At 46.9% G+C, this 23,619-nt stretch carries 27 protein-coding genes and 1 tRNA gene; 8 read left to right on the top strand and 20 right to left on the bottom strand.

Features of this window, described 5'->3' with window-relative positions; translation table 11 throughout:
• Positions 1 to 2 precede the first annotated feature (2 nt).
• The 8 genes from Pyrde_RS05485 to Pyrde_RS05450 all read right to left on the bottom strand — a co-directional run bounded on the left by Pyrde_RS05485 (position 3) and on the right by Pyrde_RS05450 (position 6,649).
• Positions 3 to 1,160, bottom strand: coding sequence for a radical SAM protein (locus tag Pyrde_RS05485; protein WP_420806966.1), 1,158 nt, complete (start codon positions 1,158 to 1,160; stop codon positions 3 to 5).
• A gap of 88 nt (positions 1,161 to 1,248) precedes the next feature.
• Positions 1,249 to 1,524: a hypothetical protein gene (locus Pyrde_RS05480; RefSeq protein ID WP_055408890.1), complete on the bottom strand. Its 276-nt coding sequence runs from the start codon at positions 1,522 to 1,524 to the stop codon at positions 1,249 to 1,251.
• Between the two features lie 75 nt (positions 1,525 to 1,599).
• Positions 1,600 to 2,982 (bottom strand): serine--tRNA ligase, encoded by a 1,383-nt coding sequence (gene serS / locus Pyrde_RS05475; protein ID WP_055408888.1) that lies wholly within the window; start codon positions 2,980 to 2,982, stop codon positions 1,600 to 1,602.
• Between the two features lie 290 nt (positions 2,983 to 3,272).
• Positions 3,273 to 3,665: a metal-sulfur cluster assembly factor gene (locus Pyrde_RS05470; protein ID WP_055408886.1), complete on the bottom strand. Its 393-nt coding sequence runs from the start codon at positions 3,663 to 3,665 to the stop codon at positions 3,273 to 3,275.
• 79 nt (positions 3,666 to 3,744) lie between these two features.
• On the bottom strand, positions 3,745 to 3,963 hold the full coding sequence (locus Pyrde_RS05465; protein WP_055408885.1) for a hypothetical protein: 219 nt from the start codon (positions 3,961 to 3,963) through the stop codon (positions 3,745 to 3,747).
• A 1-nt stretch (position 3,964) separates the two neighbouring features.
• Positions 3,965 to 4,735 carry a nicotinamide mononucleotide deamidase-related protein gene (locus Pyrde_RS05460; RefSeq protein WP_055408883.1) on the bottom strand — a complete coding sequence of 257 codons (771 nt, stop codon included), beginning with the start codon at positions 4,733 to 4,735 and terminating at the stop codon, positions 3,965 to 3,967.
• Between the two features lie 270 nt (positions 4,736 to 5,005).
• Positions 5,006 to 6,322 (bottom strand): serine hydroxymethyltransferase, encoded by a 1,317-nt coding sequence (gene glyA / locus Pyrde_RS05455; RefSeq protein ID WP_055408881.1) that lies wholly within the window; start codon positions 6,320 to 6,322, stop codon positions 5,006 to 5,008.
• Between the two features lie 72 nt (positions 6,323 to 6,394).
• Positions 6,395 to 6,649: a hypothetical protein gene (locus Pyrde_RS05450; RefSeq protein ID WP_156328017.1), complete on the bottom strand. Its 255-nt coding sequence runs from the start codon at positions 6,647 to 6,649 to the stop codon at positions 6,395 to 6,397.
• Between the two features lie 206 nt (positions 6,650 to 6,855).
• Here Pyrde_RS05450 and Pyrde_RS05445 point away from each other — a divergent pair, with 206 nt between their 5' ends.
• Positions 6,856 to 7,284 carry a thioredoxin domain-containing protein gene (locus Pyrde_RS05445; RefSeq protein ID WP_055408877.1) on the top strand — a complete coding sequence of 143 codons (429 nt, stop codon included), beginning with the start codon at positions 6,856 to 6,858 and terminating at the stop codon, positions 7,282 to 7,284.
• On the opposite strand, the gene Pyrde_RS05440 is transcribed toward Pyrde_RS05445, so the two are convergent.
• The 3 genes from Pyrde_RS05440 to Pyrde_RS05430 are packed head-to-tail and all read right to left on the bottom strand — an operon-like array spanning position 7,234 to position 9,815.
• Positions 7,234 to 8,166: a PfkB family carbohydrate kinase gene (locus Pyrde_RS05440; RefSeq protein WP_055408874.1), complete on the bottom strand. Its 933-nt coding sequence runs from the start codon at positions 8,164 to 8,166 to the stop codon at positions 7,234 to 7,236. The two genes, Pyrde_RS05445 and Pyrde_RS05440, sit on opposite strands and share 51 nt — an antisense overlap.
• Complete coding sequence (locus tag Pyrde_RS05435) at positions 8,163 to 8,408, bottom strand: hypothetical protein (protein ID WP_143522005.1); 246 nt, start codon at positions 8,406 to 8,408, stop codon at positions 8,163 to 8,165. Before Pyrde_RS05435 ends, Pyrde_RS05440 begins: the two co-directional genes overlap by 4 nt.
• 51 nt (positions 8,409 to 8,459) lie before the next feature.
• On the bottom strand, positions 8,460 to 9,815 hold the full coding sequence (locus tag Pyrde_RS05430) for a digeranylgeranylglycerophospholipid reductase (protein ID WP_055408871.1): 1,356 nt from the start codon (positions 9,813 to 9,815) through the stop codon (positions 8,460 to 8,462).
• A gap of 167 nt (positions 9,816 to 9,982) precedes the next feature.
• Here Pyrde_RS05430 and hsp20 point away from each other — a divergent pair, with 167 nt between their 5' ends.
• Positions 9,983 to 10,519 (top strand): archaeal heat shock protein Hsp20, encoded by a 537-nt coding sequence (gene hsp20, locus Pyrde_RS05425; RefSeq protein ID WP_055408869.1) that lies wholly within the window; start codon positions 9,983 to 9,985, stop codon positions 10,517 to 10,519.
• A gap of 43 nt (positions 10,520 to 10,562) precedes the next feature.
• Here the strand turns inward: hsp20 and Pyrde_RS05420 are convergent, their stop codons facing one another.
• On the bottom strand, positions 10,563 to 11,153 hold the full coding sequence (locus Pyrde_RS05420; RefSeq protein WP_231656692.1) for a ZPR1 zinc finger domain-containing protein: 591 nt from the start codon (positions 11,151 to 11,153) through the stop codon (positions 10,563 to 10,565).
• A gap of 307 nt (positions 11,154 to 11,460) precedes the next feature.
• Here Pyrde_RS05420 and Pyrde_RS05415 point away from each other — a divergent pair, with 307 nt between their 5' ends.
• Complete coding sequence (locus Pyrde_RS05415) at positions 11,461 to 11,754, top strand: ribbon-helix-helix domain-containing protein (RefSeq protein ID WP_143522006.1); 294 nt, start codon at positions 11,461 to 11,463, stop codon at positions 11,752 to 11,754.
• Between the two features lie 102 nt (positions 11,755 to 11,856).
• Here the strand turns inward: Pyrde_RS05415 and lrs14 are convergent, their stop codons facing one another.
• A complete protein-coding gene (gene lrs14 / locus Pyrde_RS05410; protein ID WP_231656691.1) occupies positions 11,857 to 12,273 on the bottom strand; it encodes an Lrs14 family HTH-type transcriptional regulator in 417 nt (138 codons plus the stop codon).
• A gap of 75 nt (positions 12,274 to 12,348) precedes the next feature.
• Positions 12,349 to 12,891, bottom strand: coding sequence for a stage II sporulation protein M (locus tag Pyrde_RS05405; RefSeq protein WP_082419500.1), 543 nt, complete (start codon positions 12,889 to 12,891; stop codon positions 12,349 to 12,351).
• 407 nt (positions 12,892 to 13,298) lie between these two features.
• On the opposite strand from Pyrde_RS05405, the gene Pyrde_RS05400 reads away from it, so the two are divergent.
• Entirely contained in the window at positions 13,299 to 14,162 is an 864-nt protein-coding gene (locus Pyrde_RS05400) for a TatD family hydrolase (RefSeq protein ID WP_082419499.1), read from the top strand.
• Here Pyrde_RS05400 and Pyrde_RS05395 read toward each other — a convergent pair.
• Positions 14,159 to 15,472 (bottom strand): vWA domain-containing protein, encoded by a 1,314-nt coding sequence (locus tag Pyrde_RS05395; protein WP_055408859.1) that lies wholly within the window; start codon positions 15,470 to 15,472, stop codon positions 14,159 to 14,161. The two genes, Pyrde_RS05400 and Pyrde_RS05395, sit on opposite strands and share 4 nt — an antisense overlap.
• Positions 15,473 to 15,476: 4 nt before the next feature.
• Positions 15,477 to 16,628: an AAA family ATPase gene (locus Pyrde_RS05390; RefSeq protein WP_055410780.1), complete on the bottom strand. Its 1,152-nt coding sequence runs from the start codon at positions 16,626 to 16,628 to the stop codon at positions 15,477 to 15,479.
• A 671-nt stretch (positions 16,629 to 17,299) separates the two neighbouring features.
• Between Pyrde_RS05390 and Pyrde_RS05385 the strand changes: the two genes are divergently transcribed.
• On the top strand, positions 17,300 to 17,677 hold the full coding sequence (locus tag Pyrde_RS05385) for a hypothetical protein (protein ID WP_143522007.1): 378 nt from the start codon (positions 17,300 to 17,302) through the stop codon (positions 17,675 to 17,677).
• A 133-nt stretch (positions 17,678 to 17,810) separates the two neighbouring features.
• Positions 17,811 to 20,213, top strand: coding sequence for a phosphoenolpyruvate synthase (gene ppsA, locus Pyrde_RS05380; RefSeq protein WP_055410779.1), 2,403 nt, complete (start codon positions 17,811 to 17,813; stop codon positions 20,211 to 20,213).
• Positions 20,214 to 20,312: 99 nt separating this feature from the next.
• Here the strand turns inward: ppsA and Pyrde_RS05375 are convergent, their stop codons facing one another.
• Both Pyrde_RS05375 and Pyrde_RS10645 read right to left on the bottom strand, forming a co-directional pair.
• Positions 20,313 to 20,933, bottom strand: coding sequence for a MarC family protein (locus tag Pyrde_RS05375; protein WP_055408856.1), 621 nt, complete (start codon positions 20,931 to 20,933; stop codon positions 20,313 to 20,315).
• Entirely contained in the window at positions 20,899 to 21,258 is a 360-nt protein-coding gene (locus Pyrde_RS10645) for a hypothetical protein (RefSeq protein ID WP_088171674.1), read from the bottom strand. Before Pyrde_RS10645 ends, Pyrde_RS05375 begins: the two co-directional genes overlap by 35 nt.
• Positions 21,259 to 21,571: 313 nt before the next feature.
• On the opposite strand from Pyrde_RS10645, the gene Pyrde_RS05370 reads away from it, so the two are divergent.
• Together Pyrde_RS05370 and Pyrde_RS05365 are read left to right on the top strand one after the other, a co-directional pair.
• On the top strand, positions 21,572 to 21,901 hold the full coding sequence (locus tag Pyrde_RS05370; protein ID WP_055408854.1) for a hypothetical protein: 330 nt from the start codon (positions 21,572 to 21,574) through the stop codon (positions 21,899 to 21,901).
• Positions 21,902 to 21,937: 36 nt separating this feature from the next.
• On the top strand, positions 21,938 to 22,291 hold the full coding sequence (locus Pyrde_RS05365; RefSeq protein WP_055408852.1) for a hypothetical protein: 354 nt from the start codon (positions 21,938 to 21,940) through the stop codon (positions 22,289 to 22,291).
• A gap of 29 nt (positions 22,292 to 22,320) precedes the next feature.
• On the opposite strand, the gene Pyrde_RS05360 is transcribed toward Pyrde_RS05365, so the two are convergent.
• Both Pyrde_RS05360 and Pyrde_RS05355 read right to left on the bottom strand, forming a co-directional pair.
• Positions 22,321 to 23,325 carry a hypothetical protein gene (locus tag Pyrde_RS05360; RefSeq protein ID WP_055408850.1) on the bottom strand — a complete coding sequence of 335 codons (1,005 nt, stop codon included), beginning with the start codon at positions 23,323 to 23,325 and terminating at the stop codon, positions 22,321 to 22,323.
• Positions 23,326 to 23,409: 84 nt separating this feature from the next.
• A tRNA-Arg gene (locus tag Pyrde_RS05355) sits at positions 23,410 to 23,487 on the bottom strand.
• Positions 23,488 to 23,619 lie beyond the last annotated feature (132 nt).

Below are 23,619 nucleotides of genomic sequence, written 5' to 3'. Positions count from 1 at the left end.
TCCTAGCTAACAGGCTCATAGATTATGCCGAGTCTTTTGGCGTAGGCACATACACGATCTACTTCCTCACGGTATACGGGCCGTGCTAGCTCAGGCCAGCGTTTCGGATACTTTGCTACAAGGTGTTCCGGCCTATACTGATCCATTATGTTTACCAGTATCCGGTCGAGTGGCAAGTTAGCCGCTATCCACTTGAGCACCTTTATACTACAGCATTCAACATGCCCCGGTAGCACGAGATGCCTAATTATCATATCTCCAGACTCGACAGCTATTCTCAAGTTACGTGTAACTACCTCAAAATAGCGTGGTACAGCTGAAAGTCTCATAGCACATTTATTGTTGCCATACTTGAAGTCTGGGAGCCACAAGTCTATTATATCAACAAGGATATCCATAGTCTCTACGGTCATGTACATATTTGAGTTCCATATATGAGGTACATTAACATCTAGATAGAGTAGAGACTCGACTATAATGGGTAAGTTGGGTGTAGGTTCTCCTCCGACATGGTTTATGTTACGTGCGCCATGCATACGCAGCATGCGCTGAATCCAAGCAAGTCTTCGAGTGTCCACAACCTCTCCATACCGCGGTACTACTTGGCTAATATCGTAGTTCTGGCAGTAGACGCATGAGAAGTTGCATCCACCATAGAATATTGTGCCGCTGGGCACTAGGGGAGCCTCTTCGCCGAGATGGTGGAACCAGCTATGCACATAGACTTTATCGTCTAGCCGGCAGGCGCCAATACGTTTACTCCTATCAATCATGCAGCGCCTCTCGCAGAGTCTACACGGCTTAGACAACAGCCTTGCTAAGGCAGCGTCAACGTCTAGTAGAGAGTATCTTGGTCTTTCCTTGAATTCTCTAGCAAATATGTCAAATGTTAGCCTACCAGAACGTGCTTGATTAAACAGTTTTTCAAATTCTTTCTTAGCCCTCCTTTTAACATCGGTTAAGCTATCATAATCCAGACTGTATGGATTCTCATCGACTTCAACGACTCTGGCAATCATGAACTTGGCCGGAAGTTCGTTTGTCATTACTCCGTAGTACCATGATAGTCTCTTGCGTACTTCTTCGTCGCTCCATACGTAGACGGCGTCGGGTCTTACCATTCTCCATAGCCTCTCTGGGGCGTAGCGGTCAAAAACCAATGTTATACAGCCCTCGTAAGTCTAGAGATACAAACCCCTCTATTTCTACTACCTCATATAAGTTCATGATAGATTGAATATATTTGGTCTAGTTCTTTCTAGTAGTTCGACCCTCAACTCTTTCCTTAAAGATGCGGTAGGCTTTCCATGGAGGGAGTGATGCATAGTACTTTGCGAGTTCATAGAGCTTCTCTAGCTCCTCCGGCGTGGCATAGTCTATCGGCTCTCCCTGGTATCCCGCTTTTTCCCATCGAGACTGCAGCTCTTCTACCATGCTCTCAACGATTGGGTCACTATAGAAAGCTGCCTTGTTCATCTGTGGGGCGTTCTCTACAAGGTCGAGAACTCGTTGCTTTAAATCCATAAAGTTCTGCACCCCAGCCGGTAATACAACATAGAAGCTTCCTATAGTGTTAGTGTGTAATGAGTACGGAAGAAGTTACTCCTTCTCCTTCTTCACTGGATGTATAGCATCCTTGGGTGCCTTGGTGAAAGGCTCTAGATACTTTCGCAGAACCTTAGGTATTACGACAGTACCATCCGGCTCTTGGAAGTTCTCAAGGATAGCCGTAATGGCTCTTGTGGAGGCTATAGCTGTAGAGTTAAGAGTATGTACGTACTCTCGTACCATTCCCTTTCTTCTCACGAGTCTTATGTTGAGTCGATAACTCTGCCAGTCAGTAGTATTGCTAGCGCTAACCATTTCCCTGTACCGGCCCTGGGCAGGCATCCATACCTCTAGGTCGTATTTCTTTGCGGCTGGTGCTCCTAATTCCCCAGAGGCGACATTTACAACGCGGTAGGGTAGTCCAAGTCCCTGGAATAGCTCCTCGGCGTTACGTATAAGCTCCTCTAGTAGATCCCAACTCTCCTCAGGCTTAGCGTAGATGTACTGCTCTACCTTGTGGAATTGGTGTACTCTGAATATGCCCTTGAGATCCCTGTTACCGGCACCAGCCTCTTTGCGGAAACAAGGGCTGACGCCCACCAGCTTTAGCGGAAGCTCGTCTTCCATTATTTCCTCGTTGTAGTATAGACCTGCCAAAGGATGCTCGGCTGTTGCGATCAGGTATAGATCCTCACCCTCTATCTTGTAGATGGCATCCTCGAATGTGTCCATGTCTATGACGCCCATGAGTATCTTGTGTCTTATCATGTATGGTGGTAGTACTAGCTTATACCCCTTTGATGTCAGATGATCGATAGCGTACATTAATAGCGCGAAGTCTAGCCATACAAGGTCGTCGAATAAGTAGTAGAAGCGAGAGCCAGCTACCTCTGCAGCTTTCATGGTATCGCCAAGTCTTAGGACGTGTTCTAGCATGTCAGCGTGGCCTATGGGCTTCCAGTCTATGACTTCGTAGTCTACCTTAAATCCCCACTTCTCTGTTTGTTCGCGGAAGGCTTCAAGGAAACCTCTATACACCTTGGGCCGGCCCCAGAATCTTATAGGGACGTTATACTCGTCAGAATCTCCTACAGGGACGGACTCGTGAACGATATTGGGTAGTGATAGCAGCAGCTTTTCGCGTTCAGCTTCCACACGCTTTAGCTTCTCTTCAAGTTGCTCTCTCTCCTTGAGCAGTTTTCGAGCTTCCTCTATGAGTCTCTTGCGTTCTTCGGGATCCTTAGTTTTTGCTATACTCCGTGTTATTATGTTGTGACGATGACGGATTTCATCTACAGCCCTTTTTAGCCTACGCCACTCCTCGTCTAGCTTGCGCAACTTATCAACAAGTGATGGATCCATGCCACGCTTTCTTAGGCTCTCACGGAGTATCTCTGGATTCTCCCTAAGATACCGTAGCAGGCTCCACGTCAACTCTGTTGACCCCTATCATAGGCCTTAGGCTTACCACTCTATAAACCTAGACATTAGGGTACACCGTGGGAGAGTATCCCCTATACTGGGTGATTCGGTAGAGCAGCTGTAGGGCCGGGTCTACCTATGGTGGTCCCTTCCCCATCCAGGGATAGACTCAGTCGGTTGCCAGCCTCTAGCAGTTACGTCACACCCGGCCCTCCGGAGTAGAAGAAATGCTCGGAGCCTTCTTAAGGTCTCCAAATACATCCACATATGGTTGATGCGCGTCGATAGTAGTATCTTGGCAATTATCCTTGCATTTGCTCGTATCTTTTTATCCATTCCTCAACGACATCGTAGCCGAAGAGTTCCTGGAGTAGCTTTCTGCCCTCCGGTGTTACACGGCGTGGATCCCAGGGTGTTTCTAGGTCGAGTTCTACTTCGACGTCTTCGATCTCTGGTACGTTTTGGCGAATAGCTTCCTCGGCCATCACAGCGATTTGGCCGGCTATCGGACAACCAGGTGCGGTAAGCCCTAGCCTTATCTTGACCTTCTTGCCTTCGAATTTCATATCATATACGAGACCGAGGTCATATATATTGACTGGAATTTCGGGGTCGTATACTGTTCTAAGTGCCTCGACTATCTTACGTTTTATTTCCTCGGTGTTGATTTTGTCCCCTGGCCGTGTATCCTTCATGGTGGTTAGCCCTCCTAGACCTCTATCCCGCGAAGGCCCGTACTTCCGTGTATATCTCTAGCGTCTTGTATAAATTTGGCTAGTTTGTACGTTGAATAATTTTGGCTACTAGTCTGCTTGTAACAATATAGGCGAGTAACGGGGATATGGTTGTAAGTACTATTCCTGCAAAGAGTATTGTATCCTTGTCTCTTGTCCCACCAATATAAACCATGTAGAGTGCGATAATGGCTAATGGTATTAGGATAGCATTGAATATTGCTATACCGCGCATCAGAGGAGAAGTTGTCTCAACCATGTTAGATGCCTCCTATGTATTTCCTTAGAGCGTCCAGAACTCTAGTTGCCTTAGAGCGTGCGGTATCGCAGTCGGGTGCCGATGCTAGCACTTTGACTTCAACAATGGGGTTGTCGATTTCGTGACCCTTTGGGTGACTTTTCACGTAGCAGTCGCTGCATAGCTTAGATGCCTTCCTAAGCAGGGGTGCAAGAGACGACTCAGGTATCCCGGTTACGGTAATCCCTTCCTCGACTATGCAGAGTTTGGGGAGAAATGGGTTCAGTTTTTCTATCGCTATCTTAAGCATCGCCTCCATTTCGCTGGGCACGCCTGGCAATACTATGATGTGTACCCCTGAGTAATAGATGTATGCTCCGGGGGCTGCACCTACTGGATTAGGTATGGGTTCGGCGTTCTTAGGAAGATAGGCCATCTTGATGCGTTCTTTCGTAAGCTCTAGGCCGCGCTTATGGTAGAATTCTCTGACCATGCCTAGTGCGGCGGTGTTGAGGACTAGCGGTAGGTTCAGGGCGGCGGCTACTGCCTCCATAGTAATGTCGTCGTCTGTCGGGCCAAGACCTCCAGTGGTTACAACTATATCTGCCCGTCCTATAGCTTCACGTACAGTTGTGGCTACTTCGTCGAGACTGTCGCTGACCACTATAATGCGTTCAACTCTAACGCCTCGTAACGTAAGCTCGCGGGCTATATAGGCTCCATTGGTGTTTACTATTCGGCCTATGAGTAGTTCGTTACCGATGTTTAGTATCCATGCGCGTGGCCTGTACACTGGACGCTACCCTAAAACCCCTGGAGGAGGGGTAGTATACAACATGCGCGCCGCCCCCCAGACAGCCCCGCGGCACGGGGCATGGATGAAGGCTCGGGGACTTGCCTCCCGCAATTCCTTCTTGTTCTGACTAACTCTGGGTTTATGGCCTTGTACAAGGTGTAGTTTTAATTAAACAATAAGCGAATCAATAGCAACACTAAAAATGATAATAAAGAGTTATGCTTTAGGATAGCTAAAATAGATGCGATTATGCTGGGGCTTGATAGTCTAATATAGAAGGTACAGCTTCCCATCCTCTAGGGTGTTTACGTCAAAGCAATAGTGTACCTTGGTGTACTCACGACGATAGGCTTTGACCTCCTCGGCTATCTTGCGGGGATCTTCGCCATCTATAAGTACCCTCCTCATGAACCTTGCTATGTCCTTCATGTTATCCTCTTTCATACCATATCTCGTCATCTCTTGTACACCTAGCCTTAGGCCGCTCGGATCTTTTATGGCGTCTGGCGGGTCATAGGGCAAGAGGTTCTTGTTAACTATTATATTTGCTTCTTCAAGAAGCTGAGCAGCCTTAGCGCCTCCACCTTGTTTGCGTACGTCCAGGACTACCTGGTGGCTCCTGGTGTAGCCTAGGTGTTCTCCAAGAACCTTGAAGCCCTCAGCTGCAAGGGCCTCTGCTAGTGCTCTAGCATTACGGACTATTTGATCAGCGTATGCCTCGCCGAAGTGCTTCATTTCAACAGCTGTTACAGCCAGTGCTGGGAGACGGTGAAGATGATGGTTGCTCACGAAGTATGGAAACACAGCACGTGATATAGGCTTGTAGAGTTGCTCGTCGCGCGTAGCTATTATGCCTCCCTGTGGCCCAGGGAACGTCTTATGCGTTGACGCTGTAAGCAAGTCGGCGCCGTGGTCTAGGGGGTTGCGCCACCTCTTACCAGTTATTAGACCGAGAACATGGGCAGCGTCATAGACTAGCTTCGCGTTAACACTATGGGCTGCATCTGCTATCTCACGTACCGGGTGCGGGAATAAGTATACGCTTGCACCAAGCACGACAAAACTCGGCTTCACTTCTTCTATAAGCTTGACTGCGTGGTCAACATCTATATTCATCTGGTCAGGGTCGTAGGGCATCTCTATGTGCTCTATGCATAGTGCCCCAAGTGTCCCGAACTTTGTGTGACTTACGTGAGCGCCTGCCTGGACTGGAGCTATAACAGCCTTGGAGCCGCATTTGCCGAGGACACGGAAGACCGATGCGTTAGCTGTTGTGCCACTAATAGGGCGTGGATCCACGTAATCTGCGCGGAGTAGCTCACCCATGAGCTTCATAACTCTAACTTCTATCTCGTCGACATATCGTGTACCCTGGTAGTAGCGTTTGAATGGTTTACCTTCTGCGTACCGGTGCATCATGTCTGACATGTAGGCCGAAGTTGCTAGAGGGCTCATAGTGTTCTCGCTAGCAATTAGGTTTATAGTCTCATACTTTCTCCACCTATTATGTTTAGCAGTAATGTCGAGGATTTCCTTCAGCTCTTCGGGTAGGAGGCTTACTTCATCTCTCCAAGATTCCTGCAAGACGGGTTCACACCGCTAGTCAGCAACATACTGCTAGGGGTAAAAGAGCCCACTAGCTTCTCACTAAAGACTCTAAACCTTGACCTGAGAGACACTATGGTCTGTGGACTCTAGGGTCTTACGAACCTTTTCTACAGCTTGCTCCACTATATCATATGTCACTGGTATGCCTACTTCGTCTTCGTGGCGGCGTAGAAGCCAATATGCATCGATTGTATCGCTCCATTCACTTATGTGTTCTGCTAATATCTCAGCTGCCTTGTCAACAGCCATTAACAGTTTTTCATCGATGTAGTCTCTCTCTGTATATTGTTTCATGTTCGGCATCTCGGTATACCCTTGCTAGAGGTTTGCAGATAGCCTCTATTTGGTGTTACTTTATTCGAAGCGTACTACCGGATTAGAATGATAAACGTTACCTTGTCCTGAGCTGTTGCACGTCTTTAACTAATGGTATGATTGATGTAGGGTTACCGGGCTGTAGTGGCTTAAGCAGAGGTAGAGACCTGGAATAGTTGCGCCGGGGTCTCTCCGTGTCTGCTGCCCTTGATGCCGGGATAGCCATAGCAGTGCATGAAGCAGGTGTACCGGCCGAAATAGAGGCAATGTTCACAGCAGACATAGAGATAATAATATATGGAGCATTAGATGCAGCTACAGATGAGCTTATAGAGAATGCACGTAAAGCGGCAAGAATTCTAAGAGAAGAATATGGTGTTGAAGCTCTTGTGATACCCAACACTGTATACTGGGATGTATCGCATGTGGGTATGCTTACTCCATACAATGTCCCAATTCTAGTTATAAACGGGAGAGAGGTATCAGAAGGCCGTGTGTTAAAGGCCGAGGAGATAGTTGACATAGCACTCTCACTACTTGGTTATCGTAGTGATAAATCTCCGAGTTTACCCTTACTCAAAAGCCGAGATGACACAATCAATGCTGTGGCAACTACCTGGTAGTCTGTATAGTTTGGCTCTGTGTCCATCTGTGTATGCATTTGTACACAAATTATACCCTTTATCAGATACTTTATCTCTTCTTTCGAGAATGCACGATACTGCTGAAGCTGCTTTTAATACAGAGTAGTCGAGATCATAGCCACTCCAAAGACTATAGAGAATGAGTGTAGCTAGCATATCGCCTGCACCTGTAGGCATATTCTCAACCGGGCGTGGTTTTACGATGAAAGTGTAGTCTTCATATGTTACAAACACTCCCTTCGGCCCATTTGTTATAATGAGTGCCGTGTTGCTAGATGAGGAGCTGTAGTTGAGCAGCCTCTCCAGCATCAACATATTGTTTATGTCCTCTATACTAGCTTTAACTGATGTAAACCGATTGCTATCGGCTATAGAGGCAAATTGTAAGGCAAGCTCGCTAAAGCTTACCACATTATGACCGTCATGTAGCCTGGCGAAGCCTTGCAAATCGAGTATGGATAAGCTATAATGGCTAGCTATACGGGTGACGACATCGAAACCGTATTCGTAGAGGACTGGCGATACGAGTGCAGCAACTCCACCCGGGTAAACATCTTCAATCTTATACCGCTTGAGTAATCTCAGTCTCCTCCTATCTATACCCTCTTCGAGTGCAAACATGGTTACGCAGCCACGTATGCTAGCCATGATATTGCTATCAATGTTGTCTAAGCACCATTCAGTCCTAAGATACCAGCTAGTATCAATACATGGATCATATGGTAGTCTAACCTCAAAGTCCAAGGCTCCAATGGCTTGGAGGGCTAGGTTTGCATAGTATGCTGGCCCTCCTCGGCATAGACGTCCGTCTATGAAATCTAGTGTTGGTGAAGAGAAAACATCGAGTATGAATCGCCTCATTCCTCTTCATCTTCCTCCTCAGTAGCTACTGGTGCAGCTATGTATACCTTCTGGGCCTTCATTGTGTGTGCAAAAAGATGGTTTACGAGATCTCGTGGACTAAAGAAGTACGAGGCCTTCTCACCGGTGCCACAGATAGGGCATGCTATTAGCCCTGTAACACGGTCGCGGAGAACTTTCACTCGTATACCCTCAACGTCTACTACTACCTCCTCCCACTGAGGATCCCACTGCAGAGACATAGAGCCAGCACCGTTTACCAGGTTCACATTCCCAATGCTTGTACTAGAAGCCTACTTCTCGAGCTTCTTCTCGAACTCGCTAACTAGTGCATCTACTCTTCTAACCCAGTCGCTAAGCTTATCCGGCTCCTCTGGGTACTCCTCATAGAGCTGCTTTATGCTCTTCATGTAGTCTGCTACGAGCTTCAGCTTAGCCAATAGGCCCGGCCTCTGCAGGCCACGTAGCACTATCATAGCCTTATCTACTACTGATATGTTGAGGTCACCCTTACTGCTCGTATAGTATACGTCTTGTTCCGGAATGAGCCTCTTCTCCATGCCAAATCGTATTTCATCGTTGCTGAGCCTCTGTAGAAACCTCCTAAAGATGTCAAGAGCTGCCTGTTTTCCTCCTATATCCTTCATGTAACGTATGTTTAGGCTCCAGAGCCCGTGTTCGCTGAAGTCGTTCTTGTCATGTGCCTCCTCTATAGCCAGGACAGCGTAGTGAGCTGCCCGGAAAGCATAGCCCATACCTCCGCCATGCACAGGGTTGACTGTATAGCCTGCGTCTCCTATGACTAGTAGACCTGGTCCAACTAGTGTGTTAGATGGACGGCGTGTAGGTAGAGGTGCGCCTGCCGACCTCACTACATGGTAGCGGTGCTTCATGAGTGGATGATTTAGCAGCTTCTCGCGATACAGTGTCATTGGGTTGGGGTGGCCCATGCCGCCCTGTACACCCAGGCCAACATTCACACCGCGTCGTGATTCTGGGAAGTACCACCAGTACCCTCCAGGTGCCACTTCTTGGTCCAGGTATATCCTTATTACATTAGGTTCTTCAATCTCATAGTCTTCGTACTCGATTATCTCCCTATAGGCAATATTCATATCCTTCGGGTCAATGTCCTCGTAGACGGGCCACTCTCTAGGTAGCTTCATCCGAATAGCTCGGGAGAAACCTGTAGCCTCAATAACTACGTTAGCATGGACCTCTCGTACGCGGCCGTTAGCCTGGATCTTTAGCCCAACGATTTTACCGTCCTTGATTATGGGGGCGAGGACTCGGGTCTCGAGGTAGGCCTCGGCTCCGCTAGAAATGGCTTCGTCAAGAAGCCACTTACCGAACTTAGACCGGTCAATAATGTAGCCCTCGCCATATACGCGGTATCTTGTCGTCTCGCCGGGCGAGTAGATGTCTATCGCTGTCACTTTGTTCTTTATAACATGACTCGGCGGATCTGGCAGGCCTGCCTCGCGTGGATGATGTGCGCCAAGAGCGTCACCGCAAGGTTTACCCCATATGTCGCCAGGCTTTCTCATATCAAAGCCTGCTACACTGAACCCCTTCTTCGCTAGATGCCAGAGAGCTACAGTGCCAGCAGGACCTAGGCCAGCTATGATGACATCATATCTATCGCGCATTAGTAACCGCCTCGCCCACAAATACCGTGTGGATGATTTAACGGCTTGAAGGGGGTCTTTATGCAGCTCTATAGCTACTGGTGGGCTAGTAGTTACACTTGTACCATGAGTCCAAGAATATTAATAGGGCAAGATAGTAGATACGAAATAGGTTATGGTGAGAAGGGATGTCCTTCATATGGCGTCGCAGATTTAGTGACATATTCGATGAGATTGAGGAAATGATTAGAGAGATGGAACGTCTAGCCATGAACATGTTCGAAGAGTTTGAGGCTAGGGCAAGCCAGCTACAAGGTAGAGAGATAAAGGGCCCAATAGTTTACGGTGTCAGGATAACGATAGGGCCGGATGGCAAACCAATAATTGAGGAATTTGGTAATGTGAAGAGACGTGGACGTAGGGCTATAATAGAGGAGAGACTTGAGCCACTAGTCGACGTGATCGACGAAAAGGACCGCGTGGTAGTTGTCGCCGAGATACCTGGAGTAGATAAAGACAAGATAGACGTAAGAGTAAAGGATGGCAAGCTAATAATTAAGGCAGAGAACAAGGATAGGAAGTACTACAAGGAGATAGAACTACCGCCTGGTATAAAGCCTGAAACAGCGAAGGCTCGTTACAAGAATGGCGTGCTAGAGGTGACAATAGAGAAGGAAAAGACCGAAGAGAAAGATGAAGGTGGCTTAAAGATAAAAGTAGAGTAAACACTCTGGTAGCTGCTAGCCTCTTGAGCTTTCTTCCCAGTTTTTAGTCCTCAGCCACGATATAGCCTAGCTTTGCTAGTTCCTCCTTACTGACTGGTTCCTCTCTAGCCTTATCAGATACTATAGCACTTACACCTTCTGGATCTACGATTACTAGTGTAAACTTCCGTTTTCCTTGTTTAGCTTCCTCTATCATGTTTCTCGCTTTCTCGCATGCAGTCTTATCGGCTTCTGGATCTGCACACGCAGCATCAACAGCTTCTAGGAAACGCTCAAGTACTCCCTCAACAGTTGTTATGAAGCCCTCTGAGGCGGGACCAGGTATCATGCTAAGGTCTAGTTCAGGAATAAGTATGGAAGCGGAGGAGGCTCTAACCACAAGAGCGTTCAAGTCCTCTGGTCTTTCAATCTTCAGTACAAGCTTTCGAGGTTTACCTGCTTCAGCAAGTCTAACGTCATTAAACTTATAGCCGCAAGTGCTACACTTACCACTTGTCAATATAACCTTACCTATGATAGGCATGTTGTAAAGATAGTCTTCTATTTTCAGAGATTTCTCCTTGCAAACTGGACACTCTATTATCATCTCATTTATCTTCTGAGGCTCTCTTGCGTCGATGTCAGTGCTCTGCACGGCATCTCCCTAGTATCTTATGCTCACTTGCACTAGTACTTGTTGCCAGCGCACTATCGCCAGGAGCAAACCGACGTGAATAATTATGGCTACATGTAGTATAGTTGAAATGCCAATTATATTACACATTATTTAGTAGTACAATGATAGCTCTAGCCGGTACTACCGAAGAGCTGTTAAATCATATTAATGTAGTATATCTGAAGTCTCAGTACAACACTTTGCTACGGTTGATTAAAAACTCCGTTATAGGCTAGCCAGTTACGTGATAAGTTATGGCAGTGCTGGCGCGTATGGTGTGCTTACAATGGCTGGGAGACAGAAAGTGTATGATGTTGATAACGTGTTTGACATTCCAGTGCCGCCGCCTAAGAAGGTCGTATCAGTAAAACTTGAAGTAGACATAATAGAGGAGATGGATCGCGTATGGCGTTCACTGGGGTATGCAAGTAGGAGCGAGTTCATACGAGAAGCCATACTATATTATATGCAAGTAGTCATGTCCAATCAAGCAGTAGCTAGGACTGCAAGTATGGATATTGTCGCTGCAGAGAGCGACTCTGGTGACTATCAAACTGAGGAAGACGTAGAAGAGTTTTAACGCGGAGAGGGAAACAACTCCAAGCTATGTAACCTTGTAGTTTAGTTGCTTACGATGCACTAGCACATTCTGATTGTATTAAATTCTCTTCAAAGTAGAAAGTTAAGCTTGTTGTCTTTTCCTTTTGGCTCTCTCCTCCTCTATTACCTGTAGGAGTTCCTGTAAGGCTTCCTTGAAGGCTGATGAGCATCTCTCAAAGTCCTCTATTACCCTCATTATAACCTTTCGCGGATCTTCTACATAGTAACGGTAACGCGGCCTTCCTACGCCTGCGCGTTTTTCTCTAGCTCTTGATACGAATCCTATTTCGACTAGTTTAGAGAGGCTTCTGTTCACGGTAGCCTTGCTTAGGCGTAGTTCACGTGTAAGGTCATCAACTGTATACTCTCCACCCTTGAGTAGCTCGAAGAGGATTATTGCATCTGTCTCGCTCAAGTCGTAACAGAAGCGTAACCCCTCTACAAGAGCAGCTTCGCGTCCTGTTGGAAGCTTTAGCCTAAATTCGAGTATACCCGCCACTATCTCTCCCGCGTAGGTTTCTCTAGTAATCCTCGTATATTTACTTTCAATCTTTTAGGCTAAAGTAATGCAGTCTTAAATTAAAGAAGATGCTAAGCGAGGCGTCAGTAATACTTCAACAGCTGCTGCGAGGAGAAGCAAGTATACAGCTATAGGGAGACTAGCTAAGGCCCGCTCTATGATACCTTCACGCTTCTTGTTACTCATGAGTATAATTGCTATCGATAAACCTATAGAGGATGTATAGAACAGAGCTGTAAGCTCTATAATCCCGTGGGGGAGTATTAGCATCAACAGCCTCCATATGGGCTGGTCTACATGGAGCCATAGCGCAGTTAGGGTACCTAATACATAGCCGTTATAGGCTATAATAGCTAGACCAGGTATTACAATGCTAGATGATACTACTAGTATGAAAGCAAGAGCTATGTTGTTGACAGCTATGAGAACATAGCGATGAAATAGAGGAAGGTTTTCTATTCCACTAAAGCTCTTCAGTGCCGACTCAAGCATGTTTGCATTCGGCGAAGTAAATCCAGCAACAAACCCAACCATATAGATGACTAGATTTAGTATAAACGCTAATCTAATAGCACGGCTCCAAGGACTATCCGCCATAGCGTAGACCCCGGCGCTTCCGCTATACACTACCTGGTAAGTATAATCCTACTGCCTGGATAAACAAAACCAGGGAGGCAGAACATAGGCGTGATGAGCGATTCCGGCCAGAGGCTCTACTGTAGTGCCTATGAAGAGCCGTGTGAGGGCTGATAAAAGTCAGGAGGGGAACAGCTTTCGGTAGTTAAACACGCGACTATCAATTCAAGCTTGCATCAATGCATCGGGGTATGAGGAAGCCCCTACCAGGGAGCCCCGGGTGAGCCCAAGCCTCCGGGGGATGAACGGGTGGTCCTACACCGACCCTTCTAATTCTAATCAAGCACTGATAAAATTCTCCGTAGTCTTCTTCCGGAAGGTCTCAAAAATCCCAGGCCTAAGCCTTAGTGCATGAGGGTTATCCCGCTATGAAGGGTCTTGTTTTCGCAGATGCTCATATGCATAGTAGTCCTAAGGGCTTAGGTGCCGCGGCTATTGCTGAGAAATTTATCAACAAAGGCGGCTGGTTTGCTGCGTTGGTAATGCTGCCTCCGTGGCATTATAATATTGATGTAGAGCCGACATTCGAGATGTATACTAGGGCTATAAAGCAACATCTTGACGAGTGTAAAAAGGCCCGTGAGACTGGTCTACGCGTTTCTTGTCTGGCTGGATTCCATCCAGCTGAGGTAGATAGACTCATATCAATGGGCCTCTCGCCAGAGGATACACTAAACCTCGGGCTCAAAGTGATAGAATACGTAGCCGACTTGTGCAAACGTGGACTCCTAGACGGTATTGGAGAAGTAGGCAGACAGCACTATAAGACGATGCCCGAAAGGGTTGCAATAGCATCCACAATAACTACTAGAGCTTTAGAGCTAGCACGTGACTATGACTGTATAATACACTTGCACCTTGAGAATGCAGGACCTGCCACAGTGGATACTATGACAAAGCTGGTGGAACTCGTATCTATACCACGCACAAATATACTCTTCCACCATGCATCTATAAGGGTAGCAGAATATGCTACTCGAGGCGGATACTGGGCCACGATAGCGGGTAAAAAAGAACTAATGAGAAAAGCTTTCGAGAGAATGTCGGGCACGTCAATTATGATAGAATCGGATTATATAGATGATCCGAAGAGACCTTGTGTCTCATCATGTCCCTGGGAGATAATCGATAGACAACTAGAGCTACTCAAGGAAGGCTTAGTAGACGAAGAAACCCTTCATAATGTCAATATTGACAATATTGTGAAATTCTATAGAATCGAGCCGCCCTAGGTGCCGGCCATTATCACTTTGAGGGCTTCTTCTCTGTCTAGTTTCGTAGCCACCATGTAGCTTTCCGACACTACTCTCAGGTCTGGATTGTTTCCATATATCATTACTGTGTGTAATCTGGCATTAGCACGTGCAAGTGCGCGACGAACGGTATCTATAGCTACTCTGTCCTCGCCATCAGTTATCAGTATGATATCTGAGACTTTCGATGTTGATGAGCCAGATATTATGTCGTCCACGGCAGTCAGTATTGCACGTGTTATGTCTGTGCCGCCATTAGCTCTTATCCTTGCTATGTACTCGAGCAGTTTTACTATGTCTCTCCCGTGTATCCTCTTGGGTATGTGGAGTGGTGGGTAAGGTATGCTATCGAAGAACCGTATGTAAAATTCTCGTCTCTCTCTAGCTGCTCTTTGGGCTAGAGCTAAAGCCACAGCCTTAGCCCATATAATCTTCATCCCCATCATGCTTCCGCTCTTGTCGAGTAGCACGTAGAACTTCCCGTAATCCTCGTTGACAACTTTCCGATAGAGTAGTAGGTTTCGTTCAGCAAACTTTACGAGAAACAGTTCGTGGGGAAGGGCTAGCTCGCTTGCAGCTACACGTTCTATATCATTGCCTAATTCGTAGCCGTCTAACTCGCCTCGTGGACTCTGTATCTTCCTAGTCTTTATATATGCCTCGGAATCTTCTATGGTCTTGAGGGCTTCGAGTAACATACGTACATCAGTATTGCGTGCCAGGTTAATGACATCCCTTATAACGTCATCCAAAGTTAGTATGGAGGTGCTTCCTGCGGCAAACTTCATAGCAAGATTAGTTATTTCCTTGGCTTGCCGGGCTGCATCTTTTGCAGTCTCAAGTGCCCTCTCGACGCTCCTCTCCAGTTCGCTCTCTTGGGTAGATTCCCTGCCAGAGTCATACTTGTTTGATGTGCTTGCTTCGCCATCTTGGGGACGTGGTAGCTTGTTTAGCTCTTGAGCAAGGGCTTCTAGGAATACAGCTGACGCCACCATGCTCGTAGTGGAGTCAGCTATAGTGTGCTTTTTTACCTCGACAAGCCGAGGTGATGCAAGCATCTTGGATATTATCATGTAATGTAATAGGTTTTTCCGGTCCTTGACTTTGGGTTTTTGAAGCATTGGGTAAGGGAGGAATAGCGAATAGTACACTGTTATCGCAAAGTCTGTATCTAGATAGTCGGGTGTCTCAATTGGCTCGGGTAGAAGCTTACGAAGAAGTGTTATTATACGCTCTCCCCTATATCTTATGGGTGGATCGTTGTAGTTTACTCCCTTAAGTATAGTCATTATCTTACATCCCCAGCTTGTAAGATATCTTTTCTAGTAGTTCGTCTATCTCATGGAGGGTCTCGTCGGCAAGCATTCTTACACGTTCATCGTCTGCCTCCTTTAGTATGTTCAGTATCCTGCTCTTTGCTATCTTTAGGCTCCTAAATAGGTCGACAAGACGTGGGTCGTAACTCCTCATAGAGTCTACGAGTCTTGCAGCTTCTTTGACGTTAGCCTTAATATCGTTTAACTCTTTTATAAAGCGTTCCGGCATACGTAGTTCTTCTGAAAGCACTATGCTAACCTTGTCGAAGTCCTCGATATCCCTTGGTGCTATGTACTTGAGGACTATGAGGTCACGTTCCTCAGCTTTCAGCCTTCCTTCGAGAAGTGCATTAGCGGCGATTATCTTTAGTGATTTTGCCTTACGCCTATCTGTTAGGTGGAGTCCCCTTTCTTCTAGGACAGCAAATAGGCGTAAAAGTTTAGGCTTAATATCAGACATGTCAACTTCGAATATTAGTTTATGAAGTTCGTTTAACGTGTCTATGTCGAGTACAGGCTGTGCTGGAGGGATTTTGCCGGCTTCTATTCTCCAGCCGGCGTCGAGAAGTTCGCTCCACTTGTTTTCTGGAAGTGGCTTAGCATACTGGCGGACAAGGAACCTATCATATATAGCTTCTAGTTCCGGCTCCTCGGGTACTCTGTTGGTAGCGCCTATGAGTGTCCATAAAGGCACATGTACCTCGGTGTAGCCGTCATACCATACACGCTCCTGCATAATGCTTAGCAATGCATTGAGAACGGCAGAGTTCGCATTAAATACCTCATCGAGGAATACTATTTCGGCCTCCGGCATTTTGCCTCGAGTTATTCTGACATATCTACCCTCTCTCAATGCGTTAAGATCTAGGGGGCCGAAGAGTTCACTTGGCTCGGTATACTTTGTCAAGAGGTATTTAAAGAACTTGGCATTAATTAGCTCGGCGCTACGCCTAGCTATAGCCGATTTTGCTGTACCAGGCTCTCCTATTAATACTACATGCTCACGTGCAAGTATGGCTAATGTTACTGCTCGCGCTTCTTCATCTCTACCTATGAATGGCTCAGCTAAAGCCTCGTAGAACTTACGTATACGTTCTAATAGGTGACGTGTACTAACATTTCCCTGCAAATTGCTACTGCCCAAGGGGACAACTCTCCCACGTCAGGGAATATATCTACCGCCCTTACAGCTTCACGTTGTAAACGAGTGGGGCGGCTGGCTGGGAGGAGCCCGGTTTTCAGCTGATGATGTCGTGACGAGGAGTTGCTCTGCCGATGCCAGCCGCCCCAAACAGTCGTGAGGTTGATACAAACCTTGTCTGCCTAGCTGGCAAGGAATCTTGCATGGCCGATATCAAGGCTATGATTTATCGCGATATGACGATATAGTAGTGGGTCGGTAACCGGTGCACTCTTCACGGCGTACAAGGCTCACGAGACGGGGTTTATCCTCATCCCCGAATGCAGTGTTGTCACTTCGCAATCTATAACCTAAGCTGACTTAAAATAGGGTAGCCGAAGAGGTCAAGTAATATCCAGGAGATGATGACGATTGCACGTCGCTAAGCCCGTAACAGGGGGATGCCTGGCCTCCACCGGGTCTGATCCTTGCTGCTCGAACTGCTGAATAGATATTTTAGTTAGCTAGAGAATTAAGTTAATTTAGATGTGATAGGCAGTTTTTGCTTCTACGAGGTTCAGTTCTGCATTAATTGTTAGGGTTTCTTAACGTGCCTAAGCCTGTTTAATGACTCTGTATAAATACCAGTTCGTGGACAATACTAGATGGAGGTGGGCTTTTTGTCTCTACCAGGTACGGTAGTAGAAAAGCTAAGAGGATGCATACTTTATAGTGTTGACGGGCCATATATAATTGTTGTAAACAAATGCAGCGAAACGTTAAAAGTGCATGCAATCGAAGTTAAGTACTATATAACTGTTACAAGGAGTGAGACTACGTCGACAGAGCTCGAGCCGCAGACAATCAGAAAGGAGATAACGGAGCGTATAACTGTGGATCAGACAATTGAGTCAAACTCTAGATTAGAAATATACTTTGGTCCAATAGAGAACATTGATGAGGTATATGCAATAATCGACTACGATGGCAGTAAGTACAAGGTACCTTTAAACTATGAAGCATCCGAATTGGGTAAAGAATCTAAGGAAGCTAAATGAGACTGGCTTCCATTTTAGGCAACGTTTTGGACACCCCAATGTTATAGTAACCGATATAGCGTTCTAGCATAGTTTACACTGTTTAAAGGTTTATATGTGTGTTCCCGGGGAGCAAGAGGCACGGTATGGCACCATGTCTGAGCAGAGGCCACTAATAATCTGGATTGAGAACTTACGTGCCAAGGATGTTGACCTGGCTGGCGGTAAGGGTGCCAACTTAGGCGAGCTGGTTTCAGCTGGCGTCCCGGTCCCGCCGGGCTTTGTTGTTACAACTGAGGCGTATTGGCGCTTCATGAAAGTAACTGGCCTCTGGGAAAAAATCAAGAACATTCTTGACGGTATTAATGTAGAAGATACTAAGGCTCTTGACGAGGCAAGTCGGAAAATTAGAGAGATGATATTAAAGGCCGAGGTTCCAGAAGAAATAGCCAAAGCCATAAAGAATTCATATAGAGAACTAGCAAAGCGTGTGGGTGTAGAGGAGCCACTAGTTGCTGTTCGAAGTAGCGCTTCTGCAGAGGACCTCCCCGAGGCCAGTTTTGCTGGACAACAAGATACATTCCTCAACGTCAAGGGTGAGGATGCAGTAGTCGAGAAGGTCAAGGCTTGTTGGGCCAGCCTTTTCACAGCTCGCGCGATATTCTATAGGGCTCAGCAGGGGATAGACGATTCCAAGGTAGGTATGGCTGTAGTGGTCCAGAAAATGGTTAACTCACGCTCAGCTGGTGTCATGTTCACAATACACCCCGCAACTGGTGACCCAAACGTAATAGTTATAGAATCCAGCTGGGGCCTTGGCGAGGCAGTAGTAGGAGGTAAGGTTACACCCGACGAATTCATAATCGATAAGAAGACGCTCGAGATAGTTGAGAAGAAGATTAATCCTAAGAATATAATGATAACCTATGATCCCGAGCGTGGCGAAAACGTAGTAATAGAGCTGCCCAAGGAGAAGGCTCTTGCACCCAGCTTGAGCGATGAAGAGGCTAAGATACTGGCTAAGTATGGTATAAAGATAGAGCAGCACTACGGCAATCCTATGGACATTGAGTGGGCCATCGATAAGGACATAAAGCCGCCCAACAATATCTTCATAGTGCAGGCTCGCCATGAGACAGTCTGGAGCAGGAAGATGAAAGAGGGTAAAGTCGAGGAGAAAGAGAGTGGTACTGAGGCGGTTGAGGGTGGTCGAATCCTAGTACGCGGTCTGCCGGCAAGTCCGGGTGTAGCAACTGGTGTAGCTCGGGTAATCCTTGACCCGCACGGCCCTGAGGCCCAGCAGTTCCAGAAGGGTGACATACTCGTAACAAAGATGACAGACCCTGACTGGGTTCCATTAATGAAGAAAGCGGCTGCAATAGTCACAGACGAAGGTGGTATGACGAGCCACGCCGCTATAGTGTCCCGCGAGCTGGGCATACCAGCTATAGTGGGTACAGGAAATGCTACACAAGTAATAAAGACTGGAATGCTCATTACAGTCGATGCTAGCCGTGGCGTCGTCTACGAGGGCAAGGTAGAGATAGGTAAGAGTAAGAAAGAAGAGGAGAAGGGTACTGGGGTAAGCGCTGAAGCACTCCGTGAGCTATATCCTGTAACAGCGACAAAGATCTACATGAACCTTGGCGAGCCAGATGTAATAGACAAGTATGTAGACTTGCCCTTCGATGGTATAGGGCTTATGAGGATAGAATTCATACTAACTGATTGGATAGGATACCATCCAGTATACCTCCTAGAAACCGGGAAGGCAGACTTCTTCGTACAGAGGCTGGCGGAGGGTATAGCCAAAGTCGCGAGCGCAATATACCCGCGCCCCGTGGTAGTGAGATTTAGCGATTTCAAGACTAACGAGTACCGTGGCCTCCGCGGAGGTGAGAAGTACGAGCCGGAAGAGCGTAATCCGATGCTAGGCTGGCGTGGTGTCTCTAGATACATCCATCCAGCATACGAGAAAGCATTCCGGCTAGAAGTGAGGGCTATAAAGAAGGTACGCGATGAGATGGGGCTCAAGAACGTTTGGGTAATGCTACCTTTCGTGAGAACGACATGGGAGGTAGAAAGAGTACTAAACATAATGGCTGAAGAAGGACTGGAGAGGAACAAAGACTTCAAGGTATGGATAATGGCGGAGATTCCAAGCGTGGTTCTACTAGCAGACGAGTTTGCGAAGCTAGTAGACGGTTTCAGCATAGGCAGCAACGACCTAACACAGCTAGTCTTAGGAGTTGATCGTGACTCACAACTACTTGCTGGGATGGGTTACTTCGATGAGCGTGATCCAGCAGTACTAAAAGCGATTAAGATGCTCATTGAGGCTGCACACCGTCATGGCCGCACAGTCTCGATATGTGGTCAAGCTCCAAGCGTGTACCCAGAAATAGTAGAGTTCCTAGTAGCTAACGGGATCGATAGTATAAGCGTCAACCCAGATGCTGTTATACCAACGAGAAGGCTAGTAGCCTCAATAGAGAAGAAGATTATGCTCCGTAGACTCGAAACGATCGAAAAAATGCTACGGAGCCTAAACACATAATCGTAGGCTTTTTACTTAGTTAACTATGTTTCTGCAATCGTCTACTATTTTTAAAATCAGTCCTGGCATTTAGGGCAATAACTAGAAACCTAGACTAGCCTAACCTCCCATTATTTCGAGTACTCCCTCTCTTATCATAGCAATAGCTATCGCTGCAAGCAGTATAGACATTATCTTTGATAATGCTATGGCGCCGTTCCGGCCAAGTATATCCATGAGTTTTTGGCTGTTGTTGAGCATAACGAACGTTATCAAGGTGTTCACCGCAATACCTACGAGAGCGTATTCTATTCCATAGACTGCCTTTATGTACAAGACTGTTGCAATGGCAGCGGGACCTGCGAGTAATGGTGTAGCTAGTGGTACGACAGCTATAGTTTCTGCTTCCTCGGGATGTTTTATCATGGATGCTTCTGTCCAGCCAAGAATTCCAGCAATACCGTAGATTAATAGGATTATGCCACCAGATATTCTGAAATCAGCCACAGATAAGCCAAAGTATGAGAGCAGCATATCGCCTCCTATGGCGAAGACTATTAGTATTATTGTTGCTATCTTGCAGCTTTGGCGGACTATTACACGTCTTTTCTCATCGGATAGAGTTGCTGTAAGACCGTAGAACAGGGGGGCGTTGCCGAGGGGGTCTATGGCTATGAAGAGTACTAGCATCGAGCGTACTAGGTGGTCAATGTTTATTGGTTCTAGATTTGCGCTCAGCATACTTGTTTAACGCCTCCGCTATCTTGTTTATCATTCTCGACCGGCAGTCTTGCATGCATTTTTCGATACAGTCGTGGTCGCTGGGGCTACAGCCTTTCTCGTATATGCACTCTGTTCTGCAGCCTCTGTCGTTTAGTAATAGTGCGTAGAGGCCGTGTTGTTGGCTGAGGGTAACCGTGCTTAATAGCATAGCGATTCCGGAGGATCTCACGACTGTGAGTACGGCTTTTGGATCGTCTATGTCTTGCTGGTATATAAAACCTTGGAAGGTTTTTAGTGCCAATGCTATTCTTCTGGCTAGCTCTGCCAGCTGTTGACCGTCCATAATTCCCGTACCCGCAGTTTAGCCTATTTAACGGCCTGGCTAAAGACCCTCGGCTTTGCCCTACTTGTGTGGGTGGCGTGAACTGACGTGGGTATGCGGGGACTCGACAATAGTCATAGCTGGGGCGGGTCTATCGCTGGCAGCTACTGGAATGCTTTTGCAGCGAGTGTTCGTGAGTCGTAGCAGGAGGCCAGATGCTATACTTATTGTAAACAGGGTAGCGATACTACTGGCTCTTCTATCGTCTCTAATTGCTCTACTTCACTGTCACTAGGATAGTAGATTCACCATAGTTTTCAGCGGTAGAGTTAAGATGGATACAAAACTTATGGCAAAGGGATGGGGCGGCATGGACGCTATGGCTGGTCAGCGTAGACGCTTGTACGTTGCTCAGCTGGAGGGCATGGCCGCGGTAGGCCTTGTGAAGAGCTATTGGCTGGAAGATTGTGGTATACCCGGCATGAAACGTGTAGTAATTGAAGATAATAGCGGGGTTGTGTATGAGACTAAGTGTATCGACTATAGAGCGGCTAAGAAGGTTATAATGTATTTGGCTAATGCTATACAATATAGTAGTGATATTGTAAGAGAAAGTGATGTAGAGGATAAGGAGGAGGTTTTTGAGGAGGCGGACCAGAGTTAAACCCCGCATGCCTATAGCGTGTAACGGTGCATGAATATGGGTAAACGTATGCGTATGACTTTGCCCAAGAAAGAGGATGATTTACAGAAGGTCGTGGAAGAAGTTAGTGAGTCCCATCATCACCATGATCACCACCACCATCATCATGGTGTTGAGGGGTTAGAGGAGGTACTCCATACTTTAGATGTACTAATGGATACAATGAATACGCGTATAACAGATCTGGAAGAGAAGACAGGCAAACTTAGAGAAGAGATAATAAATCTATACAAACTGTTCGCAGCCGTAGTAGAGGCGATAACGGCGGAGAATAGTGAAGAGAAAGAAAAAGCGCTTAAGAAGGCTATGGAGTTACTAAAGAAGAATATTGAGGTAGAGGCAACAAGCTAACTATCCTTCTCCAAAGCATTAACCTTGTTTTAGGGATGCTGCAACGGTTCAAGAAAAGTGACAGCTTCACGGGCACCTATGATTAGTGCATCGAATTCCCCACTTTCGGTCAAAATCTTAGAGGTGATGCCACGTACCCTAAACCGGCCCCCATCGTACAGTGGAGGGACAAATAGCCCGTCATAGACTACCAGATAGATGCCCTCTAGTGTTTCAACTATTGCGGGAAAGTCTGCTAGTTCAATGTTTCGTGGCTCGACTCTGACCACAATCTCTTTAACCTTGTTGCCTGGAATAACGACTCTACGTTCTTCTTTCCACCGTGCAAAGGCCGAGGCAAATACAAGCGACACAATTCGTCTCCCTAGGACAAAGCGTGCCCAAGGGCGATAGAGTTTTGCTACAAGTCCAGGCGGTAGACCACGTGTAGAAGCTTCACGGTTGGCCCATTCTTGAAGCTCTCTGGGGGGAAGAGGTTGGATATGCTTATTCTGGGTATGCTCGTCTAGTGTCTTCCAGCAAGCAAGCCTATCAGTTACATAAACTACGTCTATATCCGAGAAGCTTCTAAGGGAACCCATTAGCGCGGACCCGGTCGGCCTCCCGCACTCCGTGAGTCCGGGCAGAGTCTCTGACAGCATGCTCCATACGCTGTCAGTAAACTCGTTCAGTTCGTCTATGATATCGTGTAGTGGTGGCCTGAGGGTACAGAGGAGTCCTCTAAAATTACTCAGACTTAGAACTGGTATTTTGACGCCATAATTAGGACTATATACGGAGTCAATAATTCTGGCTGCTATGTCAACGTCTTTGGGGGAGTATGTTTTGATGATACGCTTTAGGGTGGTGAAATAAGCCACACTCCATGGACCATTGCCAGCTGTGTATTTGGGTACTACAATTACATCTGTGCCGTGGATGCGTCTTACATAGAGTAGTACATTGCCATTATCGGTTATTAGGAGATCGCCGGGCGTTAATCCATTGCGTGTAACACTATCTTTACACCATGTACACCATACTGGTAACCTCATACAGAAACCCCAAGACCGGAGTAGACAGAAAGCTGCAAGAGCCTAACGTGTTGGATAGTCGTGTATGCTATGTAAGGTGATTATTGGCGGGCCCGCGGGGATTTGAACCCCGGACTACCGGCTCCGCAGGCCGGCGTCCTATCCTGGCTAGACTACGGGCCCACTTTGCTCTGCCGATGGAATTCTTCCAGTGTGAATCCCTTTTTAAGCATTACATGTGATTCCGCGTTGAACCCTTATGGTGTTATAGGTCAACCACCTTATACGGTGTTACATTAGAGTAGCATGGTATGG

The sequence above is a fragment of the Pyrodictium delaneyi genome, from assembly GCF_001412615.1.
GTDB lineage: Archaea > Thermoproteota > Thermoprotei_A > Sulfolobales > Pyrodictiaceae > Pyrodictium > Pyrodictium delaneyi.
Note: the sequence above shows the minus strand (reverse complement) of the source record. Positions and strands in the feature narration are given on the sequence as shown.

Bases quoted from the DNA above. Each gene is read 5' to 3' on its own strand.
- Pyrde_RS05480 (WP_055408890.1), bottom strand. From the start codon at position 1,524: ATGGATTTAAAGCAACGAGTTCTCGACCTTGTAGAGAACGCCCCACAG.
- Pyrde_RS05470 (WP_055408886.1), bottom strand. From the start codon at position 3,665: ATGAAGGATACACGGCCAGGGGACAAAATCAACACCGAGGAAATAAAA.
- Pyrde_RS05465 (WP_055408885.1), bottom strand. From the start codon at position 3,963: ATGGTTGAGACAACTTCTCCTCTGATGCGCGGTATAGCAATATTCAAT.
- Pyrde_RS05450 (WP_156328017.1), bottom strand. From the start codon at position 6,649: ATGCCGAACATGAAACAATATACAGAGAGAGACTACATCGATGAAAAA.
- Pyrde_RS05440 (WP_055408874.1), bottom strand. From the start codon at position 8,166: ATGAGGCGATTCATACTCGATGTTTTCTCTTCACCAACACTAGATTTC.
- Pyrde_RS05435 (WP_143522005.1), bottom strand. From the start codon at position 8,408: ATGTCTCTGCAGTGGGATCCTCAGTGGGAGGAGGTAGTAGTAGACGTT.
- Pyrde_RS05430 (WP_055408871.1), bottom strand. From the start codon at position 9,815: ATGCGCGATAGATATGATGTCATCATAGCTGGCCTAGGTCCTGCTGGC.
- hsp20 (WP_055408869.1), top strand. From the start codon at position 9,983: ATGTCCTTCATATGGCGTCGCAGATTTAGTGACATATTCGATGAGATT.
- Pyrde_RS05415 (WP_143522006.1), top strand. From the start codon at position 11,461: ATGGCTGGGAGACAGAAAGTGTATGATGTTGATAACGTGTTTGACATT.
- Pyrde_RS05405 (WP_082419500.1), bottom strand. From the start codon at position 12,891: ATGGCGGATAGTCCTTGGAGCCGTGCTATTAGATTAGCGTTTATACTA.
- Pyrde_RS05400 (WP_082419499.1), top strand. From the start codon at position 13,299: ATGAAGGGTCTTGTTTTCGCAGATGCTCATATGCATAGTAGTCCTAAG.
- Pyrde_RS05395 (WP_055408859.1), bottom strand. From the start codon at position 15,472: ATGACTATACTTAAGGGAGTAAACTACAACGATCCACCCATAAGATAT.
- ppsA (WP_055410779.1), top strand. From the start codon at position 17,811: ATGTCTGAGCAGAGGCCACTAATAATCTGGATTGAGAACTTACGTGCC.
- Pyrde_RS05375 (WP_055408856.1), bottom strand. From the start codon at position 20,933: ATGCTGAGCGCAAATCTAGAACCAATAAACATTGACCACCTAGTACGC.
- Pyrde_RS10645 (WP_088171674.1), bottom strand. From the start codon at position 21,258: ATGGACGGTCAACAGCTGGCAGAGCTAGCCAGAAGAATAGCATTGGCA.
- Pyrde_RS05370 (WP_055408854.1), top strand. From the start codon at position 21,572: ATGGATACAAAACTTATGGCAAAGGGATGGGGCGGCATGGACGCTATG.
- Pyrde_RS05365 (WP_055408852.1), top strand. From the start codon at position 21,938: ATGGGTAAACGTATGCGTATGACTTTGCCCAAGAAAGAGGATGATTTA.
- Pyrde_RS05360 (WP_055408850.1), bottom strand. From the start codon at position 23,325: ATGAGGTTACCAGTATGGTGTACATGGTGTAAAGATAGTGTTACACGC.